Genomic DNA, 21,894 nt, shown 5'->3' on the forward strand with positions numbered 1-21,894 from the left:
GGTAGCCAGGCGTTTTTATCCGCAAAGCACCGCACTGCCTGCCGGGTCGAGCGCAATCAGACCGGCCAAAAGCTGGTCCATCTCAGGCTGAAGGCGTGACTTATCGGTTTCACTGCGTGTGGCTTTCATGCGCAGCAGTCTGAGGCGACGAGATTTCACTTCAAACAGCAGTGTCGGTGTCCACTGCGTGAGGGTGATTGACCGTGCGGCGCTATCGAGCTCACCCAGCAGATGCAGGGCCAGCTCATTTTTACCCTTTTGCTCGGCTATGCGGGCCATCAGCAGGCGCAGCAACCATTTGTCTTTTGTAGAGTCGCAACCTGGACGGGTCTGGAGCCAGTGAAGGGTGGCATCCAGACCGTCAGTGTCCGCTTTCTCCAGCGCTTCCGGCTCGAGGGCCAGGATATCGTTATCTGCCTCACCAGCAGCACTGACCGGCTCATCCCGCCAGCTGGACAAATCGTCCAGCACGCTCTGATTTATCCAGTTGAGCGTGACCTCATCGGCAAACGGCGTTCCGTCATTAAAGGCCAGCGTTTCAAGTCCTGTGAGACGGCTCAGCAGCCCTTTCAGATCGGCGATGATGATATCGGCCAGCACATCGTGCCCCAATTTCATCAGAGCCTGATGGATATACCACTGCAAATCCAGCCAGAGGTGATTAGCGCCACGCGAGAAGGTGCTGTCCGCCTGCTCCAGTATCTCCAGCCAGCTCTGCTGCAGGTACAACCGTTTAAGCATGGCCCGCTGGTCAGCCCGCGGTGGTTCGATACGTGTTTTCCCTTCGGCATCCGGTGCAGGGATCGCTCTCAGCGTGTCATGGCGCAGGCTTTTCATCAGCCGGTGTGCGGCAAGCCAGCCATCGGGCTGCTCGCGCAGATATCCCGTCAGGGTACGGGCCTGGGCCAGCAAATCCTGACCGGAGGTGATGCGGTTCAGAACCGGCGCATCTGACTCGGTCGCATGCGTAAAGGGCTGTGACTGCGCCTTATTCCCTGCGTTCTGCGGTACCACGGCATCCACACCCCCGGCCTTCATCAGGCGAGACTCCAGCCCGCTGTACAGGGCATTCAGCTCTGGCCGCGATGCTTCCGGCTCGGTCTCCAGACGGGTACTGATGAGCAGCAAGGCCCCGGCGGTACGCTGTGCATCCTCGCGGATGACCTCCGGAAACAGTGACAGACTGTCCAGGACACGGCTACCGGCAAGCCATTCCAGTGCAGCCTTGCGGCTTCGGTCCCGCTGCGGGTGAAGCTGCATGCCGTAGCGCTGCAATAATCCGGCAAGCAGTTCAAGCCCTTCGGCAAAGCCGGCTTCGCCATCCTGGTGCAATCGCGCCCAGCAGTAATAGGTCGCAATACGGATGTCTTTGGCTGTGGTGGTCAGTAACTTTTCAGCAAGCGTGCATATCAGTTCGGTATCAATACCAGAGAGCTTATTAACCTCTTCGCGGATACGCTGAAAATCATCGTGATATCCCGGGTCTTCCCCGGTCGGACTGGCTACGCTTACCGGAGCAAGCCAGGGCTGCCAGTTATCCGTGCGCGTCTGCGCCTGTTCACGCAGCTGAGCATCGTCAGCCTGACAGGCGATAACCAAATTCTGCAATGTGCTCATTATTCGACGCCCTCCATGTCATTGTTTTCCGTATTAGCCATCAGCGCCTGAGCGGTGGCCGCGCTGTCGACACTGAATATGTGATCCGGCAGCGTGAAACCACGCAGATCCAACAGCGCCAGCGGGCCTTTTCCGAGCTGGGAGCGCAGCACCCACTGCAGGGTGCGACCATCCGGTGCAGTAAAGCTCATCATCCACTGGCTGCGGTCAAGCTGCTGACGCTTGCTCAAGTCCAGCCAGCGGATAAAGCCCCAGGTCCCGCTGTAATCCCCGAACAGACGCGCACCGGCGTTGACCGTGGTCCATGTCAGCATCGTTCCCGGCCTGTAAGTCTCTCCTGGCCAGCGGAAGCTTTGCCAGTCGGCCATCTGGTTGAAGTAGTGCAGCTTTTGTCCATCAATGGTTAGCTGCGTCTCCACCACCTGTGGCACAGGACGCGCCTGCAGCTCAAAGCTGATGCCCTGACTGCCATCGGTGAACAGGATGTCTGACAGCTGGCTCAGCTGGTTAATGGCCCGCAGGAAGGCCGGGTTAAAATTCAGTCCCTGGCTGTTGACCTTATCCGGTACCCACTGGCTACCCTCTTTGTGTAGCACACCGTTGAGCTCTGTCGACAAGAAGCGTTCTATCCGTCCACTGTCCTTACGCACAAATTCAGCCAGCATCGGTAAAGAGGCATCGCTTTTGCTGGCAGCAAACGGGAAACGACCGTCAAAGGCAGTCTGCCAGTTCGCGACAACCGAGCGGCTCCATTTGTCATTCAGACTGGCTGCCGACGGCTGAAGCACGGTCTCCCAGGCCTGGGTCAGCGGCTGCACAAACATTGTGCTGCCAAATCCGCTCCACTCCTCGCCAAGACTTGCCGAAATCAGGCTGCCGTATTGCTGAGTGTCGGTGAGGTCCACGCTTTTGCCCTGGAATACGGTCTGCGCCAGGGTCTGCATCATTGCCTGCGGGTCAGAAGCGCTGGCTACCTGCTGCAGTCGCAGACGCACGCGGGTGATACGGGTCAGATACGTCTGCAGACTCAGGGAGTTGTCCGCCGACATGACATTACCACCTTTGTTTTTACCCAGAAGCTGTAGCAGCGGGCCAAAGGTATCGTCCAGCGGCCCCTGCGGCCCTGACGCAGCCTGATCAATGGCAGGTTTATCTTTTCCACCGACGAGATCTTTAGCCGATTTGATGAGGGAGTCCGAAAGACCTTCGCTTTGCTGGCCTGTCTGTCCCTGCCAGGCGAGGGTATTCATCAGGGCAATCAGTGGCGACTGGCGGACATCGCTCATCAGCGTCAACTGGTCGGTAACGTCCGCAATATTGTTTGCCGGGTTCCAGTGCAGACTATTGAGGAAATTCAACCAACTGCCGGCAAAGTCAATGAAATAACGCTCTGTCAGGCGTGCTTTGAGCGCTTCCGGCGACAGATCCGCCGATACGGCTTTACGGGAATCACTCAGCACCCAGTCAATTTCATCCCGGCGGGAATTTGCAGCCTTTTCGATAGCCTGCTGAATGCCACCTTCCCAGGCCTGGCGGGTGAACATGCCCGGTACGACCTCCTCGGTAGAAAAAAGTCGACGCGCATCGGTACCGCTGGTCATGTCCTCCAGGGAGACATCGGCGAAGTTACGACGCACTGACTTGAGCATATTTTCATACAGTGTGCTTTCAGCGTTACGACGCCCAATTTGCTGCAGCAGCAGCTGGCGACTCTGGCTGACCAGCTGCGCATCCGGTGTGATTTTCCACTGTGGCTGCTCAGGCAGTTCGGTGATGTAGAAGGCCCACAAATCCGGCGCCAGGCTTTGCCACAGACCGGTAGAAATACCCATTCGTGTCGGCTGCACGGTTTTCAGGGTCTGCGCATAAAACGCGCCGTCGACTTTATCCGGACGAGACATCATCAGCCAGGCTTTAAGCTGGTCATAACCCGGCTTCGCCAGCTGTGCACGCTGGTCGCTGTTGGGGGCAGAATTTGCCAATGCGCTGAGTTTCTGTGTCAGCGCCTGATTCGCCGGGTCGCGTATCAGGCGGTTATTTGCCACGCCGTACCAGGGCAGCAACGCATCGAGCAGCTGCTGGTTATGGTCCAGACCGAAGCGCTGGTACCAGGGCGCTCCTTCCTGAATACGGTGCAGCAGGCGGCCGGCGTCATTACGTAGGGTATGCAGAGCCGTGAGCTGGTAATCCGATACGGAAGGATGCTCCACCAGCGCATGCGCCTGCTCGGCAACAGAGACTATCTGCATGCGGTTGACCGCGAACGACAGCAGTGTACCCGCTCCCCAGATACCGATGATGGTCATCAGCGTCCAGGCGAGGGTCTGCTCCCAGGCCATACCGACACGGCGGCCACGCACACGGATGCAGTCGTCAATAATACCCTGCCAGGTTACGGGCAGAGTAAGGGCATGATGCTGTACAGACGCGATAGAGGACTCTGCGTCAGTAGATTTTTTGTCCGGCAGGCAGCTAAATATCAGGCCACGCAGCGGAACACGCTGCTGAGAGACAAAGAGCCATGGCGTCAGTTGCTGAGCCCAACGGGCAATGCCGCCGTCTTTGAGATGCTGACCCAGACGTAGCAGGAAATCGTGACGGTTGTTCTCAGCGACCTGGTTCACCCCCTGCGTCCGCAATGCCGGCAGCATCAGTTCAAGCTGACCGATAATGTCGCTTTCTTTAGCGCGCAGCGGGAAATGAGTCCCTACCACCTGCTCAATACGCTTAGCCTGCGACCATTTACTGTCGCGCAGTTGCCATAACCATACCGGTGCGGAATAACGCAGCAGTTCGCTGATTTTTTCCAGCCCGCGTAAATCGTTGTCACTCATCTGCGGTGTCAGGTTAAATGCTGGAGGTATGACCCGGATAATCCCATCCAGTGGACGTCCCCGCCGAAGTTTACGCAGCGCGGTGTATTTTTCGCGATCGGGCTCAGAAGCCAGACTGCCGCCATAAATCAGTACAGTACGATTGCCTTCAAGCCACTGGTTTTCCTGCAGACCAGGAACCAGCTGTTCGATTGCCGTCTCATCACCGGTAACCAGCAGCAGGCGGACGTTATGACGCCAGAAAAGGGTGTAGCGCTTGCGCAAAGAACCCGCGATTTCAGCTTTTAATCCCTGCTGTTTTACTTTTTGCTTTCTGTGGTTTTCTCTCTCTCCTCGCGTCGAGAGCGTCTTGACATGCCATATCTGCCACAGCTGAACGCCGAGAAAACCCAGCACAATCAGGCAAATTGACGTAATCCAGGCAATGCCGCAGACAATAAGCAGGGGCCGAACCGATTCCCAGCCCAGCGAGACATCAACAGCGAAATACCAGTAGAGGAGGCCTCCAAAAAGTATCACCAAAGTGACAACAGCAAGGGTGATAGTCACCGTTACGGCAGTCGAGATACTTGTGTCTGGTTTAAGGGTGTTTTCCTTTTCCATGTGGCTTTACTATTCCAAGAGCGAGGGTATGTTGAGGATCGGTACTAATCCAGCCGCAAGGCTGTGCTTCGTTTTGGGCAAAAAGAGCGGCAAGAGAAATAACAATAAGAGGTTCCATGCTTCCCGGCATTCCCCAATAGCTGTCCTGCAGGTTATGGGTGGTATTCCAGCCACACTCGTCAATCTGGGGAATTTGAGGATGCGAAAACAAAATGCAGGCGGCCGGATCTTCCTTAAGTTCACATTGAGTAACTGCGCGTTCGCAGACGATGTCCAATTTGTCTGAAGCAGAGGCGTCATAATATTCCCCCCGAGGCATCACCACCGGTGCGTCAGTGCCTATCAGCCACAGTACTGCAGACTCCCCTGCGGACAACAGGCTATCAGGTGAAGCGGGGCATGAAACGCATCCAACCACAAGATACTGGCTTTTCGCATCCTCCCGAAGCAGGGCCGTCAATCTCGCAAGCGTCGCCTCTCCCTCCCAGCGTTCAGGCTGGTCTGGCAATGCAATTCCTGGAAAAGAGTCCTTCATTTGTGCATAAAAAGCTGACCATACGAGGGCATCTCCCAGAAAAAAGCACTGCGAGATCGACCGCGGCATATCGCGTGAGCTCGTCTTCCACTGCATCACGAGCGCGCGAACCAGCTGCTGCTCACGTTCCTGGCTCTCTGTGGAGAAGGTTCGGGCAATACGCAGTGTTTTCCCACCAGACTCGTGACGTTCAGCAGGGGGCCGCTGAATACGGCGAAGCACCCTTTGCCAGTCCACCGTTTCCGCACCTGCCGGGCCAAGCAGCAGGACGTCTTGCAGCCCAAGCTGGCTTTGATGTTCTTCCCACCACAGGCTCTGCTCGTGCCTGACGTTGCGTTGCCAGGCCATTGCATGGTGCAAAGAGAAGCGGTAATAAAGCAGTCGGCAAAGCCAGAGAAAACCGATGGAGACCAGGGCAAAGCCCATTACCGCAAAAGCCGCAGCGCTGCGGTTAGCCTCGCCAGTCAACGCCCCAGTGCCTCCGGCAAGTAAAATAATAAATGCCCCTGCCTGCAGCCAGCGACGGGTTATGGGTGCTCTGGCTGTTTCCCAGACAGGATACTTCGGCACGTTCCTCACTGTTCGATACCAAAATCAGGGAAGGAACTCACCAGCGTGCAGCCGCACGCGCAGCGATGTCCATGCAGGGCGACAGGCTGACCATCGACCTCTGAGAGTGAACTGCCTTCCGCGATGATCGTCATACCGTGCTTGTTGCATTTAACCGCATCCCCTTTAGCGGCTATCCCTTTACCAAAGCAGAGATAGTGGCCACCCAGAACCTTACCGCCATACTCCTTCAGGGTATCTCCCTCACGAATGACCTGTTTCATTCATTGTCTCCTGCTCAGGTAGTCACCAGCGATTGTGCTTTTTCCAGCCATCCGGACTGAATAATTGATTTCGCCATTTCCAGGCGCTTTTCACCTATTGCTGCGGTCTGTTGCGCCGTGACCACGCCTGGCTCGGTGGTAAAGGCTTTTAACGCATCGGCGTTGTCGACCATTGGGATAGCCAGTCCGGTCAGGTAATCCACTGCCTGCGATTCCAGCGTGAATAGCCCGGCCGTTGCGGCAAGGCCAGCCAGTTTTGCCGGCGTGCCTTTCTGCCTGAAGCTGAAGATCACCCCACCCACCACCGTGGCGGCCCCAACGACATCACCGGCAATGGTCAACGGAGAGAGCGATTTATTGCAGTTATCACCGAAGTAGATCATCCGGTAGAGGAAGTAGCTCCCCCAGGGCTCACGCGTTCCCAGCGCGTAATGCATAAACCACGCACGGGAATCATGTACCTGATCGTCAAAAAGCGCTCTGACCAGCCCGGCCGGGGTGTCCGCGTTTGAGGCCTCTCCGAGCGGCGGGAACAATATCGCAACCTTCGTGTCGGCTGAGGCTTTGATCAGGGCATATTCTCGCGGCCTGTCATCGATATTAAGCAGGAATATGGTGTTGTGCGGGATGGCCGCCAGCACCAGTTGCCCAATGCTGGTCGGGCTGCGGAGCTGTTGTCGATAGTCTTCGCCAAACTCCACCGCGGCCTGCTTCAGCTGGGTTTGAGCGATATCCGGGTCAAAGTCCTTTATCCCGGCTTCCAGCACTAACTCATCCATTTTATCTGCAGGCTGGCTGGCGATTTTTTCTTTCCGTCGGGCCTCAACCGCCCCCTGCTTCAGGTCCCGTTTAGCTTTGGACGTTTCCAGCGCCCCCGGGTTGCCATCTTTATCCGATGCCCGCAGGTAAAACGGCGTAGTAAGCATGGTGCCTTTGGCATAGCGGTCGATTCGCCACGCGGTGATCCAGGCTATCTGATTTTCGAAGGCTTTTTCGAGACTGACTGTCGCCCGAGGAGGATCGTATTCTGCAGCCTGTTCGTCAGCTATTCTCTTCCCTGAGGGGGGGAGATTAAGTGTGAGTTGTCGCCATGCGTTGAAGCGGTTGATAAGTGTGGTATCTATATTAAACTGTTTCAAACCATCAGGAGGTAATTGCCTCCAGCGGTCCTTCTTTAAATCATCAGTCAGAGCCTCAATAGAAACTTTCATAGGTGCACCCGCTCTAAAAGCGTTGCAGTACATATCATGTAAAGCAATTTGGGAAAGTAGCTGGCTATCACTAATATCTAGATAATTTGCTTTCCCCTGATCACCCGGTGGATACCCGCCGCCAATATCTGAATGCATACCCGGATAAACTATTTCCTTACTGTTTGCCGGATATTGACCGTCAGCGCGACGAATAGAATCCAGCGGGAAACAAAGACGCTGCTCGTGCGAGGACACCAGATGCACACAATTCTTAATCAATCCGCCGTAAGTTTTTTCATTTGGCAACTCCTGGGTGTTGTCGGCCCAGGACATATGCCCTTCCGCCACCGGGGCTACATGCGCAACCCCCACGGACGCCACGGTATCCAGCAGCCCCAGAAATTCCACGCTGACGGGTATTTTCAATTCATCCACCATCAGGCACTGCTCGGGCTTTTCGTCTTTGCCTGTTGGTACGGGCAGCAGCTCGCTCAGCCAGTTGACAAAGGCGCGCGCTGCGGCCGCTCCGCGAGAGAAACCGTACACATACAGCTTGATAGCCAACAACTTCGGCTGCGTGGGGCTCGGCTGCTGCAACGCAGGACCCAGCAAAGGCTTCAGCTTTTTTAGCTCATCAGTAAACGTTTCGTAACGATTATGGCTCCCGGTTAAACCAAAGGAGGCCCACGACGTTGCCATGGCTTCAATGGCAGCACGAGTTGCACTATCCGAAAGTTTACTGCTATCGTCATTTTTAGCAGCTAAAGAACGTTTTAATGCGTCAATTATTCTCAGCAACGCCCAGTTAATTCTGTCCTCCCCCATTTTGGCAAAGGCCAGCCCCGAGGACGAATAATCAAGATCGTTTATTTCCGGGAAAGGTGTCCCGACGCCAGGGATATAATATTTATAATAGCTCCCCTTGAGACCAGAATCAGAATCGAGTAACCCGGCAGTGGAAGACACCCCACCAACAGTCCCATTGCCGATCGTGGCACGAAAAAGACGAGCGATATTGGTTGGATGTTTTGGGTCAGACAAATAGAGATCGTTGTTCAGGTTATTGCCGGTGCCATCAAAGAACAAACTAATATGAAGAGTTTTGCAGCACGGCATATCTACCAGCTTGTTCTTAGCCTGACAGAGTTCATTGCGATAAGCACGCTCCAGACTTTCCTGCTGCCTGCAGTTTTTTCCAACCAGCACAGAATGCGACGGCAGACGTCCCTGTGCAGGAAACTCAGGTGGGTACCAGACCAGATCCGTGGTTACTTCGGACATACTTTCGGCTCCTTCATTTCCAGCGGTAGTTTGATCGGGTAGGACGGACTACCGTAGGTGAAACAACTGGTCGTTACCTTTACGTCATCGCAGGGTAAAAAATGCACCGTAATACCGCAGGTTTCCTGTCCTGTATAATCGGGCAGTGGGACTGTTTTGCTGTGTTGGCGATTTTGTGCCGTAATTTCTCTTTCCCAAGCTTTATACTTTTCACGATCAGCGAACCCGGGGAAACCTTCAGAAGTTCCAACGCCAGTTTGCCAGTCTATGCGAACAGTCATTCCCGGCTTCCAGGCTGCCGGTACGCCATAGCAACACCCTCCGCCGCCGCCATCAAAAGGCCCGATAATATCAATACCCGACTGACCGTTTACGCTGAAATGATTGATGGCCCATTTGGTATGGTTAATCGCTTCTATTGTTCCTGCACCACCACTTTGCGTTTGTGCCTCAGCCTTTGGCTGACTGCATCCGGCCAGTAAGAAAACACCCAGTAATACGCATGATATTGTTATCTTCATCCTTATTTTCCTTGTATTGCGTCGTCCACTCTTACAGGTAAAATCATTTAGTTGTGCCGTCGGCTGACATAATTAAATCATTTCCGGCCCGGGATAACTTTCTGTTCAGGTTATGACTGGCAGGCTGTAAGCCTGCTGCCACGAGCAGGAAATTCAGGCGGGTACCAGACCAAATCCGTGGTTACTTCGGACATACTTTCGGCTCCTTCATTTCCAGCGGAAGTTTGATTGGATAATTAGCATTAGCAGGTGACCAGCAGCTGGTTGTTACCTTTACGTCATCACAGGGTAAAAAATGTACCGTAATACCGCAGGTTTCCTGTCCTGTATAATCGGGAAGCGGTACTATTTTGCTATGTTCTCTGTTATTTGCACTCATTTTCTTTTCCCAGGCCTTATATTTTTCATAGTCAGCAAATCCCGGGAATCCCTCTGTGGAAGCCTCACCGCTTTCCCAGTCTATACGTACTGTCATTCCCGGTTTCCAGACTGTCGGTACACCATAGCAACACCCACCGCCACCGCCGTCAAAAGGCCCGATAGCATCTATGCCCGACTGACCGTTTACGCTGAAATGATTGATGGCCCATTTGGTATGGTTAATCGCTTCTATTGTTCCCGTACCACCACTTTGCGTTTGTGCCTCAGCCTTTGGCTGACTGCATCCGGCCAGTAAGAAAACGCCCAGTAATACGCCTGAAATTGTTATCTTCATCCTTATTTTCCTTGTATTGCGTCGTCCACTCTTACAGGTAAAATCATTTAGTTGTGCCGTCGGCTGACATAATTAAATCATTTCCGGCCCGGGATAACTTTCTGTTCAGGTTATGACTGGCAGGCTGTAAGCCTGCTGCCACGAGCAGGAAATTCAGACGGGTACCAGACCAGAACCGTGGTTACTTCGGACATACTTTCGGCTCCTTCATTTCCAGCGGTAGTTTAATAGGATAATTTGCATTAGCAGGTGACCAGCAACTGGTTGTTACCTTTACGTCATCACAGGGTAAAAAATGTACCGTAATACCGCAGGTCTCCTGTCCTGTATAATCGGGCAGTGGTACTGTTTTTGTGTGCTGGCGATTCTCTGCCTTCATTTTTTTTCCCATGCGAGATATTTAGCGTCATCACCAAACCCAGGAAAACCATCGGTATCCCCGCGCCCGGTTTCCCAGTCTATACGTACTGTCATTCCTGGTTTCCAGACTGCCGGTACGCCATAGCAACACCCACCGCCACCGCCATCAAAAGGCCCGATAATATCAATGCCCGACTGACCGTTTACGCTGAAATGATTGATGGCCCATTTGGTATGGTTGATGGCTTTTATTGTTCCCGTACCACCGCTTTGCGTTTGCGCCTCAGCCTTTGGCTGAGTGCATCCGGCCAGTAAGAAAACGCCCAGTAATACGCCTGAAATTGTTATCTTCATCCTTATTTTACTTGTATTGCGTCGTCCACTCTTACAGGTAAAATCATTTAGTTGTGCCGTCGGCTGACATAATTAAATCATTTCTGGTCCGGAATAACTTTCTGTTCAGGTTATGACAGGCAGGCTTTAAGCCTGCTGCCACGAGCAGGAAATTCAGGTGGATACCAGACTAAATCCGTGGTTACTTCGGACATACTTTTGGCTCCTTCATTTCCAGGGGGAGTTTGATCGGGTAATTTGCATTAGCAGGTGACCAGCAGCTGGTTGTTACCTTTACGTCATCACACGGTAAAAAATGTACCGTAATACCGCAGGTTTCCTGTCCTGTATAATCAGGTATTGAAACAATCGCGCTATGTTGTTTTTTTTGCAAATCATTCTGCCGTTTCCATTTTTTATATTTTTCTCTGTCAGAAAAGCCCGGAAAACCTTTCGACCCACCAACTCCTGTTTCCCAGTCAATTTTGACTGTCATTCCCGGTTTCCAGGCTGAAGGTACACCGTAACAGCATCCTCCGCCGCCCCCCTGAAATGGACCAATAATATCAATGCCCGACTGACCGTTTACGCTGAAATGATTGATGGCCCATTTGGTATGGTTAATCGCTTTTATTGTTCCCGTACCACCGCTTTGCGTTTGCGCCTCAGCCTTTGGCTGGCTGCATCCGGCCAGTAAAAAAGCACCCAGTAATACACCTGAAATTGTTATCTTCATCCTTATTGTCCTTGTATTGCGTCGTCCACTCTTACACCTGCCGGACCTGAGCCGGAAATTCAGGCAGGTACCAGACCAAATCCGTGGTTACGTAGAACATACTTCCAGCACCTTCATTATCAAATTCCGGCATGCAATCGGGTCAAATAGTCGATCACCCAGGCATCACGTTCATCGTCGAACAATACGCCGGCCTGGGTAGCGCTCACCATTCCCTCAAAGCACGCCCTGAATTCAGCTTCCTTTGAGGCAAACATCGTTGTCATCAGTAACTTCTGGTCAATAAAACGTTTTGCATCACATAAGCACATAAATTTTTCATATTGCTTATCGCTGAAATCTACTTGCTCAGCGCGCTCGTCGCGCTTCGGGATTTTCCCGCTTCCTGTAAGCCATACCGACTGTCCATCACGATCCTGCCATCCCCAGCCTATTACGGGTCTTTTAAGTTGCGCCTGCTGTTCAGCGCTCAGAATATCCGTAAAAAGATAAGAAAAAATACGAGTATCCCAGAACCGAAAAACACCTTCTCTGCCTTCCTGGCGGGCATTAACGATTTCAGTAAGCCATTTACCCAATCCAGACAATGTCCATGGCGAACATATAATCAGTAAAGGTGCCGTTGAGGACATTTCTTTTGCAAGCGCCTGAAGCCAGTTCCATTGTTGCAGATCGTCAAACATAACCCGCACCAGAAGAGGCGCATCTTCGGGATAAATCTCCTCCGGTAAGCCCTTATACAGCGACTGCCATTTTATCTCCGGAGAAAAACCTGATAACGCCGGAATGACTGAATAATCCACACTACACTGATCAACAATGACATCGATATAGGTGTGTCCAATCTGCTGGCAAAGCCGTCGAGCGCTCTCCAGCACGTTTTCAGAATATTCATTCAACACTTATTAACTCTCCCTCGGCACAAACCCTTTAGCCATTTCCTGCGCCCGTTTCAGACACTCCTTGCAGACCGAGGAAGGAAGTTCCGGCAATGGAAAATCTTCACTCTGCGGCCCCAGCATCTTGTGCTGACCTTTCAGGCTAAGCAGCCCTGGTCCGTGAATATGAATCTCTCCCTGCGGCGAAAGCCGTATATACGCGCCGCCACAACCAATAGTGATGCCGTTTTTCGCCGTAATCTGCAGATGCCCCTGCGTTGACTGCACGGTAATGTCCTTAAGCGAGGTCAGCGATAAGGTGTCAGCGTGGGATTCCAGGGTCATCGGGCCGTTTCCAGAAACCAGCCGCATTCCCTCCTGCTGTGCCAGCATAGAAATCGCTTTTTCGGCGTTGACCGAATGACGTTGTGCTGATGCTATATTGACCTCGCCCAGGCTCTGCAGGTAAAGACCTTTCCCGCTGTGCATGAGCGTGGTTTCAGGCGTAACGGCGGCTATACCATTCGGGGCAGACATCAGCAGCGCAGGGGCTTTAAGCCCCTCAGATCCGTTAACGAACTCTCTCAGTGGATCGGTATCAGGCGAAAAGTTGTGATGAGTCTGCGTGATGCTTCCCCATTCCGTGACCTGGTTGAGCGCCCCTTTCAGGAGGCTGATTGCTGGTGCCATATCCAGCACCTGGCCCTGCGCCTTCGTCTGACCGTCAGCCGAGATAAAGATCCCTTTCTGCGCCCGGATGGCACCCCAGCTGTCCGTCCTGAGTTCAAAGCCCTCACCGCGCTTCTGCTTCTCAGCATCCACTAAATGTCCAAGGTTCAGCTGGCTCTTCCCGCCGTACTCCGTGCTGACCTTGATGTGCTCTTTTCCGCGCTCGTCATCGAGGCGGATTTTGTTGTTCGCCGGGGTACGCAGGACGTTGCGTTTGTAGTTGCGGATGGTGACGTGGTCGCCGTGCGCCGAGTCGTGCAGCACGCCGGCAATGTACGGCCGGTCCGGGTTACCGTCCTCAAAGCCAATCGCCACTTCGGTGCCCGCCAGCAGCGGCAGGTGCAGACCGTAAGTGTCCCCTGCGTATGGGCGGGACTGGCGCACCCACAGGCTCTCGAACCCGGTTTCCCAGTTATCACGGTCAAACAGCATGTTGACGCGATAGCGACCGTCTTTATCGATATGCCCGTAGGTGTCATTTTCGGTGGTGCTGGTAACGCGGGCCGGTAAGGTGCCAGCCATCACCGGGCGTGAGCCAGGTTCCGGGCGGAAACCAAAATCGGTGCTGTCCGGAATGCCGTCAAAATCAACCGCAAAGTCCTTATCACGGCGGGCATATGTGTGCATCGCCGTGATGACCACGCCCTGCGCAAACACGTCGGCCACTTCATACCCGCCGGTGACTTTCAGTACCTGACCCGGCGAGAGGGTCGGACAGCTGGTGATGCCCTGCGCCCGGGTCTGACCATTCAGGTAGCGTTCGTGACGAAGGCGGGCATAAAAGGCCCCGGACTCCGGGGCCGGATTGCGGTCATAGATGCTGCCCGGCGTCAGGTAGTTATCCGCCCAGTGATAGGCATCACCGTACGTGGTGACATCCCCGCGGGTCGCATCCACCAGGGTGTTCATGTCCTGCGTGGCCTGACGGTAGTTGTAGTCCCGGGTGCTGACCTGCTTCTGCACCACGTTGTGATGGCATTCCATTCCCCAGACTGAATCCACGCCTTTTGAATGCTGGCCCGATGGCGGTACCGACGGCAGCGTCAGACCTTTTTCATACCCCTGCTGGCTGTCGTAAAACTCCACCACGTCAATGTTGAGGCGCGTGTCGGTGGTGAAGCGAAACCAGATACCGACCTCACCCAGCAGGCGGGTGATAAAGTGCAGATCGTCCTCACCGTACTGCATCACCTGTTCACGGCGCGGGTATTCTTTTGACAGCGAGAACAGAAAATCCTGACCGCGCATACCGTGGCGCTCGCGCAGGATTTTTTCCACGATTTGCGGAACCGACATGTCCTGGTAAATGGCGTTCTGGTGCGAGCGATCGAGCAGCGCCAGACGTGGCCGGAGCGTCAGGGCGTAGCGGGTTTCATCTTTTGACGTGCTGAGGCGTTCAAAACCGGTCACCACGCCCTGAAGGGTGCGCACGGCCTGCTGCACTTTAATGCCGTAACCCTGTTCTACCGGGGCCTGCAGCGTCAGCGAACCGGGCTTCATCAGCATCGCCTCTCTGGCGATAGCGTGGTCAATGCTGGTGAATTCAATACGATAGCGGAACGGCGTGCTCAGGGCTTCATCGCCTTCAAACGCCAGCACGTCGAGCGCGGACTCACAGCCTTTCACCGCCAGCAGGTGGTGGCTATGACTGTATCTTAATGGAGGATTATTACTCATGCGTCCACTCCCTGTTTCACATCAAATTCCAGCCCGATCCCCTCTTCCTCACTCCAGCTAAAGCGTAATGACTGTGGTTTCAGTTTCGCGGCCATGTGGGTCAGCAGTTGCTGACTCAGCACCGGCAGAATCTGCTGGTTGAGCAGGCTGTCGACATTGCGCGCGCCGGTGTCCGGCAGCAGGCAGGCGGCGGTCAGCGCGTCATACAGGCTCTCATCAATATGCGTGCTCAGGCCGTAGTGTCGATGCAGGCGCTTGCTGACCTGTGAGAGTTTCATTTCCACGATGGTACGCATGGCTGCTTCCGAGAGGGGGCGGTAAATCACGGTCTGGAAGCGGGCCAGCAGCGCCGGCTGGAAGTGATCGCGCAGTATCGGACGCAGCAGCTCGTGAAGATCGCCTTCGCTGGCCTCCGGCTGTTCGTCAAGCAGCTGCATCAGGTGGTCGCTGCCGAGATTCGAGGTCATCAGAATGACGGTGTTGCGGAAGTCGATTTCACGTCCTTCGCCGTCGCGCATAAAGCCGCGGTCAAAGACCTGATAGAACAGGTTCATCACGTCGCGGTGGGCTTTTTCGACTTCATCGAGCAAAACCACACTATACGGGCGCTTGCGCACGGCTTCGGTCAGGATCCCTCCCTGGCCATAACCGACGTAACCCGGAGGGGAGCCCTTCAGCTGGGAAACCGTATGCGGCTCCTGGTATTCTGAGAGGTTAATCGTAATGAGTGACTTCTCACCGCCGTACATGACATCGGCCAGCGCAAGCGCGGTTTCGGTTTTCCCCACCCCGCTCGGTCCCACCAGCAGAAACACGCCCTGCGGACCATTCTCGGAGGTGAGACCCGTTTTTGCCGCACGCAGACGCTGGGCGATGGCCTCGAGCGCCACATCCTGCCCGACCACACGTTTACCCATTTCATTTTCGAGGGTCAGCAGTTCGGTCTGCTCATCTTTCATCAGCGATGACAGCGGAACGCCTGTCCAGTCAGCAATCACGTTGGCAACGGTGCGTACATCCACATCCAGGGAGAGCAGCGGATTGCTGTGCTGCATGCCGTTCAGTTCCTGCTGCAGCGCGTGCGTCTCGCTTTGACGGGAGATGTCCTGGCGGCTTTCCAGCAGTTGTTCGGTGAGTTTCAGTTCCTGCCCGTACTGCGTTTCAAGCTCGTCGAGAGCAACGATAAGAGCGTTCTCTTCCTGCTCAATGACGGTCAGGCGTTCACCATGGCTCTGATTGCCGACAGCAATATCTTCCAGCAGCGCCTGCTTCTCCATTTCCAGAGAGGTAATCTGCGAGCGAATGCAGGTCAGCTGTTCCGGCACCGTGTCGAGGCTCATGCGGACGCGCGCTGCGGCGGTGTCGAGCAGGTCAACCGCCTTGTCCGGCAGCTGGCGGCCCGTCAGATAGCGGCGGGAAAGCGTAACAGCAGCGCGCACCGCATCGTCGGTAATGTGCACGTGATGGTGCTCGGCGTAGCGGGATTTCAAACCACGGAGCATCAGGCAGGCGGTGTCATCGTCAGGCTCATCGACTTTTACCATCTGGAAACGACGCTCCAGGGCCGCGTCGCGTTCGAAGTACTGCTTGTGCTCGCTCCAGGTAGTGGCCGCAATGGTACGCAGTTCACCACGCGCCAGCGCCGGTTTCAGAAGGTTCGCTGCATCGGCGCCCCCCGCCTGGTTGCCCGCGCCGATGATGGTATGCGCTTCATCAATAAATAGCAGGACCGGGGACGGGGATTGCTGCACCGCATCGATAACGTTTTTCAGCCGCTGTTCGAACTCGCCTTTCACGCCTGCACCGGCCTGCAGCAGGCCCAGGTCAAGGGTACGCAGAGTGACCGTTTTCAGTGATTCAGGCACATTACCCTCGGCAATACGCAATGCCAGACCTTCAACCAGTGCGGTTTTCCCCACGCCCGGCTCGCCGACCAGGATCGGGTTGTTTTTGCGGCGACGGGAGAGGATATCCACCATCTGACGGATTTCTGTGTCACGGCCAAACACCGGATCGATCTTCCCTTCCTTCGCTTTGGCGGTGACATCGAGGGTGAATTTATCCAGCGTGTTCTGCAGCGCAGGACTCAGTTCGCCCTCTTTCATTTCCACACCAGCCGGACGCCCGACAAACTCCACCTCACCACCGTGGTTCTGTGCCAGCTCGGCTTCGCGCTGCATTTCCGGACGTTCATCCGATTGCGCATCCAGCAACGGTCGCAGGCGCTCCAGCTGGCTCTGAGCAAGCGTTAACAACGGCCAAAGGCCGTCACAACGTGCCAGTTTTGGTTTTTCCACCAGGGCCATCAGCAGATGGATGCTGCGAATGTGCTCTTCGCCATTGAGTGAGGCAAGTAGCCAGGCTTGCTGCATCAGAGTCTGGATGTCATCAGAGAGCTGGGGCCGATGGCGCACGGAGCGAGGTTGTCTGTCGAGCCAGCCAAGCAAATCCTGCCAGATGCTATCCATATCCCATTCATAGCGACGCGCCAGCACCGTCAGGTCACCCTCCCCCTGCTCCAGCAGCTTCAGCAGCCAGTGCTCCGGCAGAATTTCGGCATGGGCACGGGTCTGACAGAGCGAAGCTGCGCCTTCCATCGCTCGGGCACAGTAAGGGTTCAGACGACGTAACAGGATGGCTGGATTTTCCATGAGATTCTCTCTTTGTCGGTTCCTGGACACGCTACCGCCCCTCGCTGTTCACCAAAGCGCATAAGGTCAGGCAGGCAGATTGTTTTTTCTTTGCTGAGTGCCCGCATCTCAGGCACTCAGCAAAAAACTGCGGACAGGAAAACCTGCCCGCATCAGGATTACGCCGTGGCGCGTTCGTTCCAGGAATCGGAATGAATGATGTTGCCGTCTTTGTAGGTCCAGGTGATTTTTTCGTAACGCAGTTCAACGCGTTCAAGGTGGTTGTGCTTCTCTTTAGAAGGATCCTTGATGTCATACATTTCAGGATTCACCTTCACTACCTTCACGTTTTCCAGTTTGGTGTTGAAGTACTCCACTTCCTGGCCCGCGTCGTTGATTTTGTACCACTTGAACTCAGCGGATTTCAGGGTCTGACCGGTGGTCACCGCCTTGTACAGGTACGGGCTGGAGGAATCGATTTCCTTCGTGAACAGGAACGGCGTGTGGATGCGGGTGCCAGTCAGCTTGCCGGTGTTGTTGTCGGTCGGGATGTACAGGTTATGCTCCTGTGCAACCACTTCGATGCTGCCTTCACGATCCTGAACGTCAACAGACCCTTTGATGTCCGCGCCGCCGTCGTCCTTCAGCCAAAGATAAACAGGAATTGCCATGTTAATTACTCCGTTTTATTTTCTGAGACGCCATCATCCTGCGATGGCGCCGGGTGTTTGCCGGGTATCTGACAGGCATTCGCCTGCGGTACCAGACTGATTTCGACACGGCGGTTGAGCGCACGCCCTTCCAGGGTGTCGTTGGTTGCGACAGGACGGCTTTCGCCATAGCCCTGCACCGCAAAACAGCTTTCGGGCACGTCGCCCGTGTCCCGCATCCAGTTGCGTACCGCTTCGGCGCGTTTCAGAGACAGCGTCTGGTTAAGTTGCGGATTGCCGGTGTTATCGGTATGCCCAGACACGACAATCAGCCAGCCCGGTTTCGCTTTGATGCCAACCAGTGAATTCACCAGCATCCTGGTGGAACCCGCTTTCAGCACGGACTTGCCGGAATCGAACAGCGACATGCTGTCGAGCCTCACTATTTTCGGTGCTGGTTTTGGGGTTGGCTGCGGTTTAGGAGGCGGCGGCATATACGAGCGGATCGCTTCCAGAAGGGGCATCCGCAGACGTTCCCCCTGATAAAGCCCCAGACCCAATCGGGCCGGTACGCCGTTACGTGCATAGTCATCCAGCAGCGCTGCATTCTCACGAAGGACCTCAACGGCGCCAGCTTTCGGGCCGTAGTCATCCATGGAGAGGCTGTCATAACGTGCTATATCGAAGCTCACGCGATGCAGCAACTGGCGATTGTTCCAGCCACTGCTCAGCAGCGCGGCGATGGCCGCCAGGGTGAAAAGACCAAGGGCACAGCGCCAGGTGCGGGCGCGGGGAGTAAGTCCACTTCCTTCCGGTAACAGCGGCAGGATGAAATCCGGGAAGGGTGATATCACCGTGCTGTCCGTCCCTACCGGTTGCCAGCCGGCTACCTGCTGCATGGCAGTATGACGCGATAACCATGCCGTCCAGGCAGAGGACGCAAGGCTTCCGGCAAGAATCGGTCCCATTCCCCACAGCAGCGCTGCAGGTGCAATGACCGGAACATCAGGATTCTCATCGATGAATACCGCCTGGACATGCTGATGGAACCAGCTCATCAGGCTGTTCATCAGCACCTGCTGCTGCATCACAGGCGCACCGCCAGTGGTGACCCACGCGGCGATCGAACAAGGCGCATTCGACTCACGCCAGACAGTCCACCCTTCACCCGGAATAGCGGCCTGCCAGAGCATGTCATCCGTCATCGCGCTGCCAATCTGACCATTCAGAATGAGTGGCACAGACTGTCCCGTTTCTTTACGCAACTGGCTGATTTGCCAGCGCAGAGCCAGCAGACGACTTGTCAGGGCTTCGCTGTCGACATGTTTCTGCGGGCAGACACTGACCATCACCGACAGCTGACGCCCCCAGTCCGGGCGCTGCCACAGAATCTGACGGGCAACCTGCTCCAGATCCTGATGGTCCTCAACGCGGATCCAGCATCCCTGCGTGACGATCAGTACTGGTGACTGCTGCGGCCAGGTCAAAGGCATATCGCCACAAACCAGCACCACAGGTTGACGGTAAGTAGTTTCAGGAAGGTCATCCAGACGCAGGTTGACGTCATGCTCCGCACGAGGTCTGGCGATATACCAGAACGCGACGATAACCCCGATCATCGCCAGCAGAATGAGCACTGAAGCCAGCCGGGATAACGGCAGAAAAGCCAGGCAGACCACAGCACTCAGCAGGGCAGCCCACAGCGCAAGCCCGCGCTGTTGTACAGGACTCATTTTACGACTCCCGGCAACAGGGTCAGCAGCATCTGATCGAGCCAGCGATCCAGTCCCCACCAGAGTGCGGCAAGAACAATCACGCTCAGGCCGATACGCGCGGGCCATGACGCCAGCCAGCCTCCCGCTCCCCGTCCGCTGCGGCTCTCTGCCAGAACGGGATGGGTCTGCGGGTAGCTGAACGGTGTAACGCGCTCGTTGAGTGCGCTGACCAGTTTCTGGCGTTCCGGATCGTTTAGCGCACGAAAGTTTCCCAGGAATCCGAGCATCATTACCCGCTGGAAGCAGGTCAGTACGGCATTATCTGGAGCAGGTTCACGCAGCACATCGCGCATCCTGTCACATAAAGTGTCACCCGCGTCCATTGTGCCGAGGAAGTGTCCCTGCAGAGGAATGTCATACCACTGCACACAGGCATCATCCTCTACACCGCGCCCTTTGACCGCCTCATCAAGCAATGCACATTGTGCAGTGAGGATATGCTTACAGCTGGCTTCATCGAGTTCGCTCGCTTTCAGTTCACGCTGAACGCGTTCCACATCAGCGATACAGCGTTCCCACAAGATCCGACCTTCGCCTTCCTGAAACTGCGGGCCATAGCGAAGGCTGATGACCTGAAGCCAGGTATCCTGCAGCAGTGCGTCAATATCAACAGACACGACAGCGCCGTGTTTACGTTCACTCATGTTCTCAATACCGCAAAGAGTTCAAGTTCAGGCTCGCCGAGCATGCCCGGGACGTAAAACATACATGTCCCACTCTGGAGCATTTCAGTCGCCAGAGGATGGGAGAGATCGAGACTGAAATACTGATTTTCCAGACGCAGTGGAATGGCGGCTGGCACATGGCGCAGCGGCGTCAGCGGCACGCCCACGCGGGAAGAGTTGACGATCCCCCGCACATGGTCAGGGCTGCCCACCTTACACTGGCGCGGAAACTGCTCCTGCAGTTGCGCCACCGGAATCGGTGAGCGCACAGAAAGATAGTAATCAGCCCCTTCGCGCAGACGCGGGTCATGCAGGCGAGCCTGCCAGAAGTGCAGCCGTGGGTCATAGTCGAGTGCCAGGGCCACCACGCGTGACGGCAGGCTGGCTTCAAGCAGATCGCCAAGCAAATCAAACAGCGGTGGAAATACCGCATTGAGTTGCTCGTGATGCCAGGCCGGTATGGCGCTCACCTGATGTTCCAGGGAAAAGGTCAGCAGGCTCCCCGCAAGGCGAGAAAGTTCCGGATACAGACGTTCCGGTGGGCTTTGAAGATTACGCTGGAACTGACCCAGCACGGGCTCGGCACTGTTCAGCGCGTTGAGCAGCCAGAACAGTGATACATCTGCCACGGCGAAATCAGCCATGCGCTCATTGCTTTCACGCCGCATTGCCATCAGACGGCACAGTCGCGCCCGCAGTTGTGTCAGTAGTTGTTCCAGTTGGGTAACCAGCCAACGGCTGCCCTGGAGGGTCAACAGCGGAGGAAGAAATGTTTCATCCAATAGCCATGTACCCTGCGAGTCTTGCTGCAGGCGGGTGACCGGACAAGTCAGATAATCGCTGTTGTTCTGATGGGCAAAACGCAGCGTCAGTTCAGGCTGCATCACGGCAATCTGACGAGTGTCTTCCCCAAAGGTATTGCGTACATCCCGCCAGCGCTGACGATATCGCACCGGACGCTCGGCCACCTCATCGGGTTTCAGGCAGTTGCCGCCGTTCGCCCGCAGTAGCGGGAGCGCCAGCACCACCGTCACCTCCTGCGATTCGCTTTCAAGCGACAGTACCGGAGGCAGCGAATCAGCATTGTCTGTATCAATCAGCGTACCGTCCTGAAAACGGACATGCAGATGACGGGCCTGAAGACGACCAAGCCTGAGCGCTTCCGGCTCGAAGGTAGCATTTATGACCCCCCACGGGCAGGAGAGGCCCAGCCGGGCAATACACTCGGCAGACCAGGCCGCATACGCGACCTGTTGCTGAAAATGCTGGGGAGCGACCATAATGCCCCTACCCCATAACGGTTGTTCCGTTTTCATCGGCTTCCTGCCT

15 protein-coding genes and 1 pseudogene are annotated in these 21,894 nt (G+C 55.3%); all 16 read right to left on the reverse strand.

Translation table 11 applies throughout. The features are described from left to right. Positions 1 to 15: 15 nt before the first annotated feature. The 16 genes and pseudogenes from tssA to tssK all read right to left on the reverse strand — a co-directional run bounded on the left by tssA (position 16) and on the right by tssK (position 21,881). Entirely contained in the window at positions 16 to 1,617 is a 1,602-nt protein-coding gene (gene tssA, locus AA74_RS0115780; protein WP_025912753.1) for a type VI secretion system protein TssA, read from the reverse strand. Further along, positions 1,617 to 5,054, reverse strand: coding sequence for an ImcF-related family protein (locus tag AA74_RS0115785; RefSeq protein ID WP_025912754.1), 3,438 nt, complete (start codon positions 5,052 to 5,054; stop codon positions 1,617 to 1,619). Before AA74_RS0115785 ends, tssA begins: the two co-directional genes overlap by 1 nt. Next, positions 5,032 to 6,159: a hypothetical protein gene (locus AA74_RS0115790; RefSeq protein WP_253270962.1), complete on the reverse strand. Its 1,128-nt coding sequence runs from the start codon at positions 6,157 to 6,159 to the stop codon at positions 5,032 to 5,034. Before AA74_RS0115790 ends, AA74_RS0115785 begins: the two co-directional genes overlap by 23 nt. A gap of 5 nt (positions 6,160 to 6,164) precedes the next feature. Continuing rightward, positions 6,165 to 6,422 (reverse strand): PAAR domain-containing protein, encoded by a 258-nt coding sequence (locus AA74_RS0115795; protein ID WP_025912756.1) that lies wholly within the window; start codon positions 6,420 to 6,422, stop codon positions 6,165 to 6,167. Between the two features lie 14 nt (positions 6,423 to 6,436). Then, complete coding sequence (locus AA74_RS0115800) at positions 6,437 to 8,896, reverse strand: DUF2235 domain-containing protein (RefSeq protein ID WP_025912757.1); 2,460 nt, start codon at positions 8,894 to 8,896, stop codon at positions 6,437 to 6,439. Continuing rightward, positions 8,884 to 9,417, reverse strand: a complete 534-nt coding sequence (locus AA74_RS0115805; protein ID WP_025912758.1) for a DUF3304 domain-containing protein — start codon at positions 9,415 to 9,417, stop codon at positions 8,884 to 8,886. Before AA74_RS0115805 ends, AA74_RS0115800 begins: the two co-directional genes overlap by 13 nt. A gap of 181 nt (positions 9,418 to 9,598) precedes the next feature. Then, positions 9,599 to 10,132: a DUF3304 domain-containing protein gene (locus tag AA74_RS0115810; protein ID WP_025912759.1), complete on the reverse strand. Its 534-nt coding sequence runs from the start codon at positions 10,130 to 10,132 to the stop codon at positions 9,599 to 9,601. Positions 10,133 to 10,313: 181 nt separating this feature from the next. Beyond that, positions 10,314 to 10,846 (reverse strand): annotated as a pseudogene (locus tag AA74_RS01000000122240) (DUF3304 domain-containing protein). A gap of 181 nt (positions 10,847 to 11,027) precedes the next feature. Further along, on the reverse strand, positions 11,028 to 11,561 hold the full coding sequence (locus AA74_RS1000000123005; protein WP_025912760.1) for a DUF3304 domain-containing protein: 534 nt from the start codon (positions 11,559 to 11,561) through the stop codon (positions 11,028 to 11,030). Positions 11,562 to 11,680: 119 nt separating this feature from the next. Then, positions 11,681 to 12,463, reverse strand: coding sequence for a DUF4123 domain-containing protein (locus AA74_RS0115825; protein ID WP_025912761.1), 783 nt, complete (start codon positions 12,461 to 12,463; stop codon positions 11,681 to 11,683). Positions 12,464 to 12,466: 3 nt separating this feature from the next. Next, a complete protein-coding gene (locus AA74_RS0115830; protein WP_025912762.1) occupies positions 12,467 to 14,845 on the reverse strand; it encodes a type VI secretion system Vgr family protein in 2,379 nt (792 codons plus the stop codon). Continuing rightward, entirely contained in the window at positions 14,842 to 17,496 is a 2,655-nt protein-coding gene (gene tssH, locus AA74_RS0115835) for a type VI secretion system ATPase TssH (protein ID WP_025912763.1), read from the reverse strand. Before tssH ends, AA74_RS0115830 begins: the two co-directional genes overlap by 4 nt. A gap of 158 nt (positions 17,497 to 17,654) precedes the next feature. Next, complete coding sequence (hcp, locus tag AA74_RS0115840; protein ID WP_023325816.1) at positions 17,655 to 18,146, reverse strand: type VI secretion system effector Hcp; 492 nt, start codon at positions 18,144 to 18,146, stop codon at positions 17,655 to 17,657. Between the two features lie 5 nt (positions 18,147 to 18,151). Then, complete coding sequence (locus AA74_RS0115845; protein ID WP_025912764.1) at positions 18,152 to 19,858, reverse strand: OmpA family protein; 1,707 nt, start codon at positions 19,856 to 19,858, stop codon at positions 18,152 to 18,154. Next, on the reverse strand, positions 19,855 to 20,544 hold the full coding sequence (gene tssL, locus AA74_RS0115850) for a type VI secretion system protein TssL, short form (protein ID WP_025912765.1): 690 nt from the start codon (positions 20,542 to 20,544) through the stop codon (positions 19,855 to 19,857). Before tssL ends, AA74_RS0115845 begins: the two co-directional genes overlap by 4 nt. Continuing rightward, entirely contained in the window at positions 20,541 to 21,881 is a 1,341-nt protein-coding gene (gene tssK / locus AA74_RS0115855; protein WP_025912766.1) for a type VI secretion system baseplate subunit TssK, read from the reverse strand. The genes tssL and tssK overlap by 4 nt, the downstream gene beginning before the upstream one ends. Positions 21,882 to 21,894: the final 13 nt, after the last annotated feature.

This window comes from Enterobacter sp. 5-4, from assembly GCF_000612205.1.
GTDB lineage: Bacteria > Pseudomonadota > Gammaproteobacteria > Enterobacterales > Enterobacteriaceae > Enterobacter > Enterobacter roggenkampii.

What these genes read in the sequence shown, in the direction of transcription:
- AA74_RS0115800 (WP_025912757.1), bottom strand. Translation starts at nt 8,896, where the DNA reads ATGTCCGAAGTAACCACGGATCTGGTCTGGTACCCACCTGAGTTTCCT.
- tssH (WP_025912763.1), bottom strand. Translation starts at nt 17,496, where the DNA reads ATGGAAAATCCAGCCATCCTGTTACGTCGTCTGAACCCTTACTGTGCC.
- AA74_RS0115805 (WP_025912758.1), bottom strand. Translation starts at nt 9,417, where the DNA reads ATGAAGATAACAATATCATGCGTATTACTGGGTGTTTTCTTACTGGCC.
- tssL (WP_025912765.1), bottom strand. Translation starts at nt 20,544, where the DNA reads ATGAGTGAACGTAAACACGGCGCTGTCGTGTCTGTTGATATTGACGCA.
- AA74_RS0115810 (WP_025912759.1), bottom strand. Translation starts at nt 10,132, where the DNA reads ATGAAGATAACAATTTCAGGCGTATTACTGGGCGTTTTCTTACTGGCC.
- tssK (WP_025912766.1), bottom strand. Translation starts at nt 21,881, where the DNA reads ATGAAAACGGAACAACCGTTATGGGGTAGGGGCATTATGGTCGCTCCC.
- hcp (WP_023325816.1), bottom strand. Translation starts at nt 18,146, where the DNA reads ATGGCAATTCCTGTTTATCTTTGGCTGAAGGACGACGGCGGCGCGGAC.
- AA74_RS0115785 (WP_025912754.1), bottom strand. Translation starts at nt 5,054, where the DNA reads ATGGAAAAGGAAAACACCCTTAAACCAGACACAAGTATCTCGACTGCC.
- AA74_RS0115845 (WP_025912764.1), bottom strand. Translation starts at nt 19,858, where the DNA reads ATGAGTCCTGTACAACAGCGCGGGCTTGCGCTGTGGGCTGCCCTGCTG.
- AA74_RS0115795 (WP_025912756.1), bottom strand. Translation starts at nt 6,422, where the DNA reads ATGAAACAGGTCATTCGTGAGGGAGATACCCTGAAGGAGTATGGCGGT.
- AA74_RS0115830 (WP_025912762.1), bottom strand. Translation starts at nt 14,845, where the DNA reads ATGAGTAATAATCCTCCATTAAGATACAGTCATAGCCACCACCTGCTG.
- tssA (WP_025912753.1), bottom strand. Translation starts at nt 1,617, where the DNA reads ATGAGCACATTGCAGAATTTGGTTATCGCCTGTCAGGCTGACGATGCT.
- AA74_RS1000000123005 (WP_025912760.1), bottom strand. Translation starts at nt 11,561, where the DNA reads ATGAAGATAACAATTTCAGGTGTATTACTGGGTGCTTTTTTACTGGCC.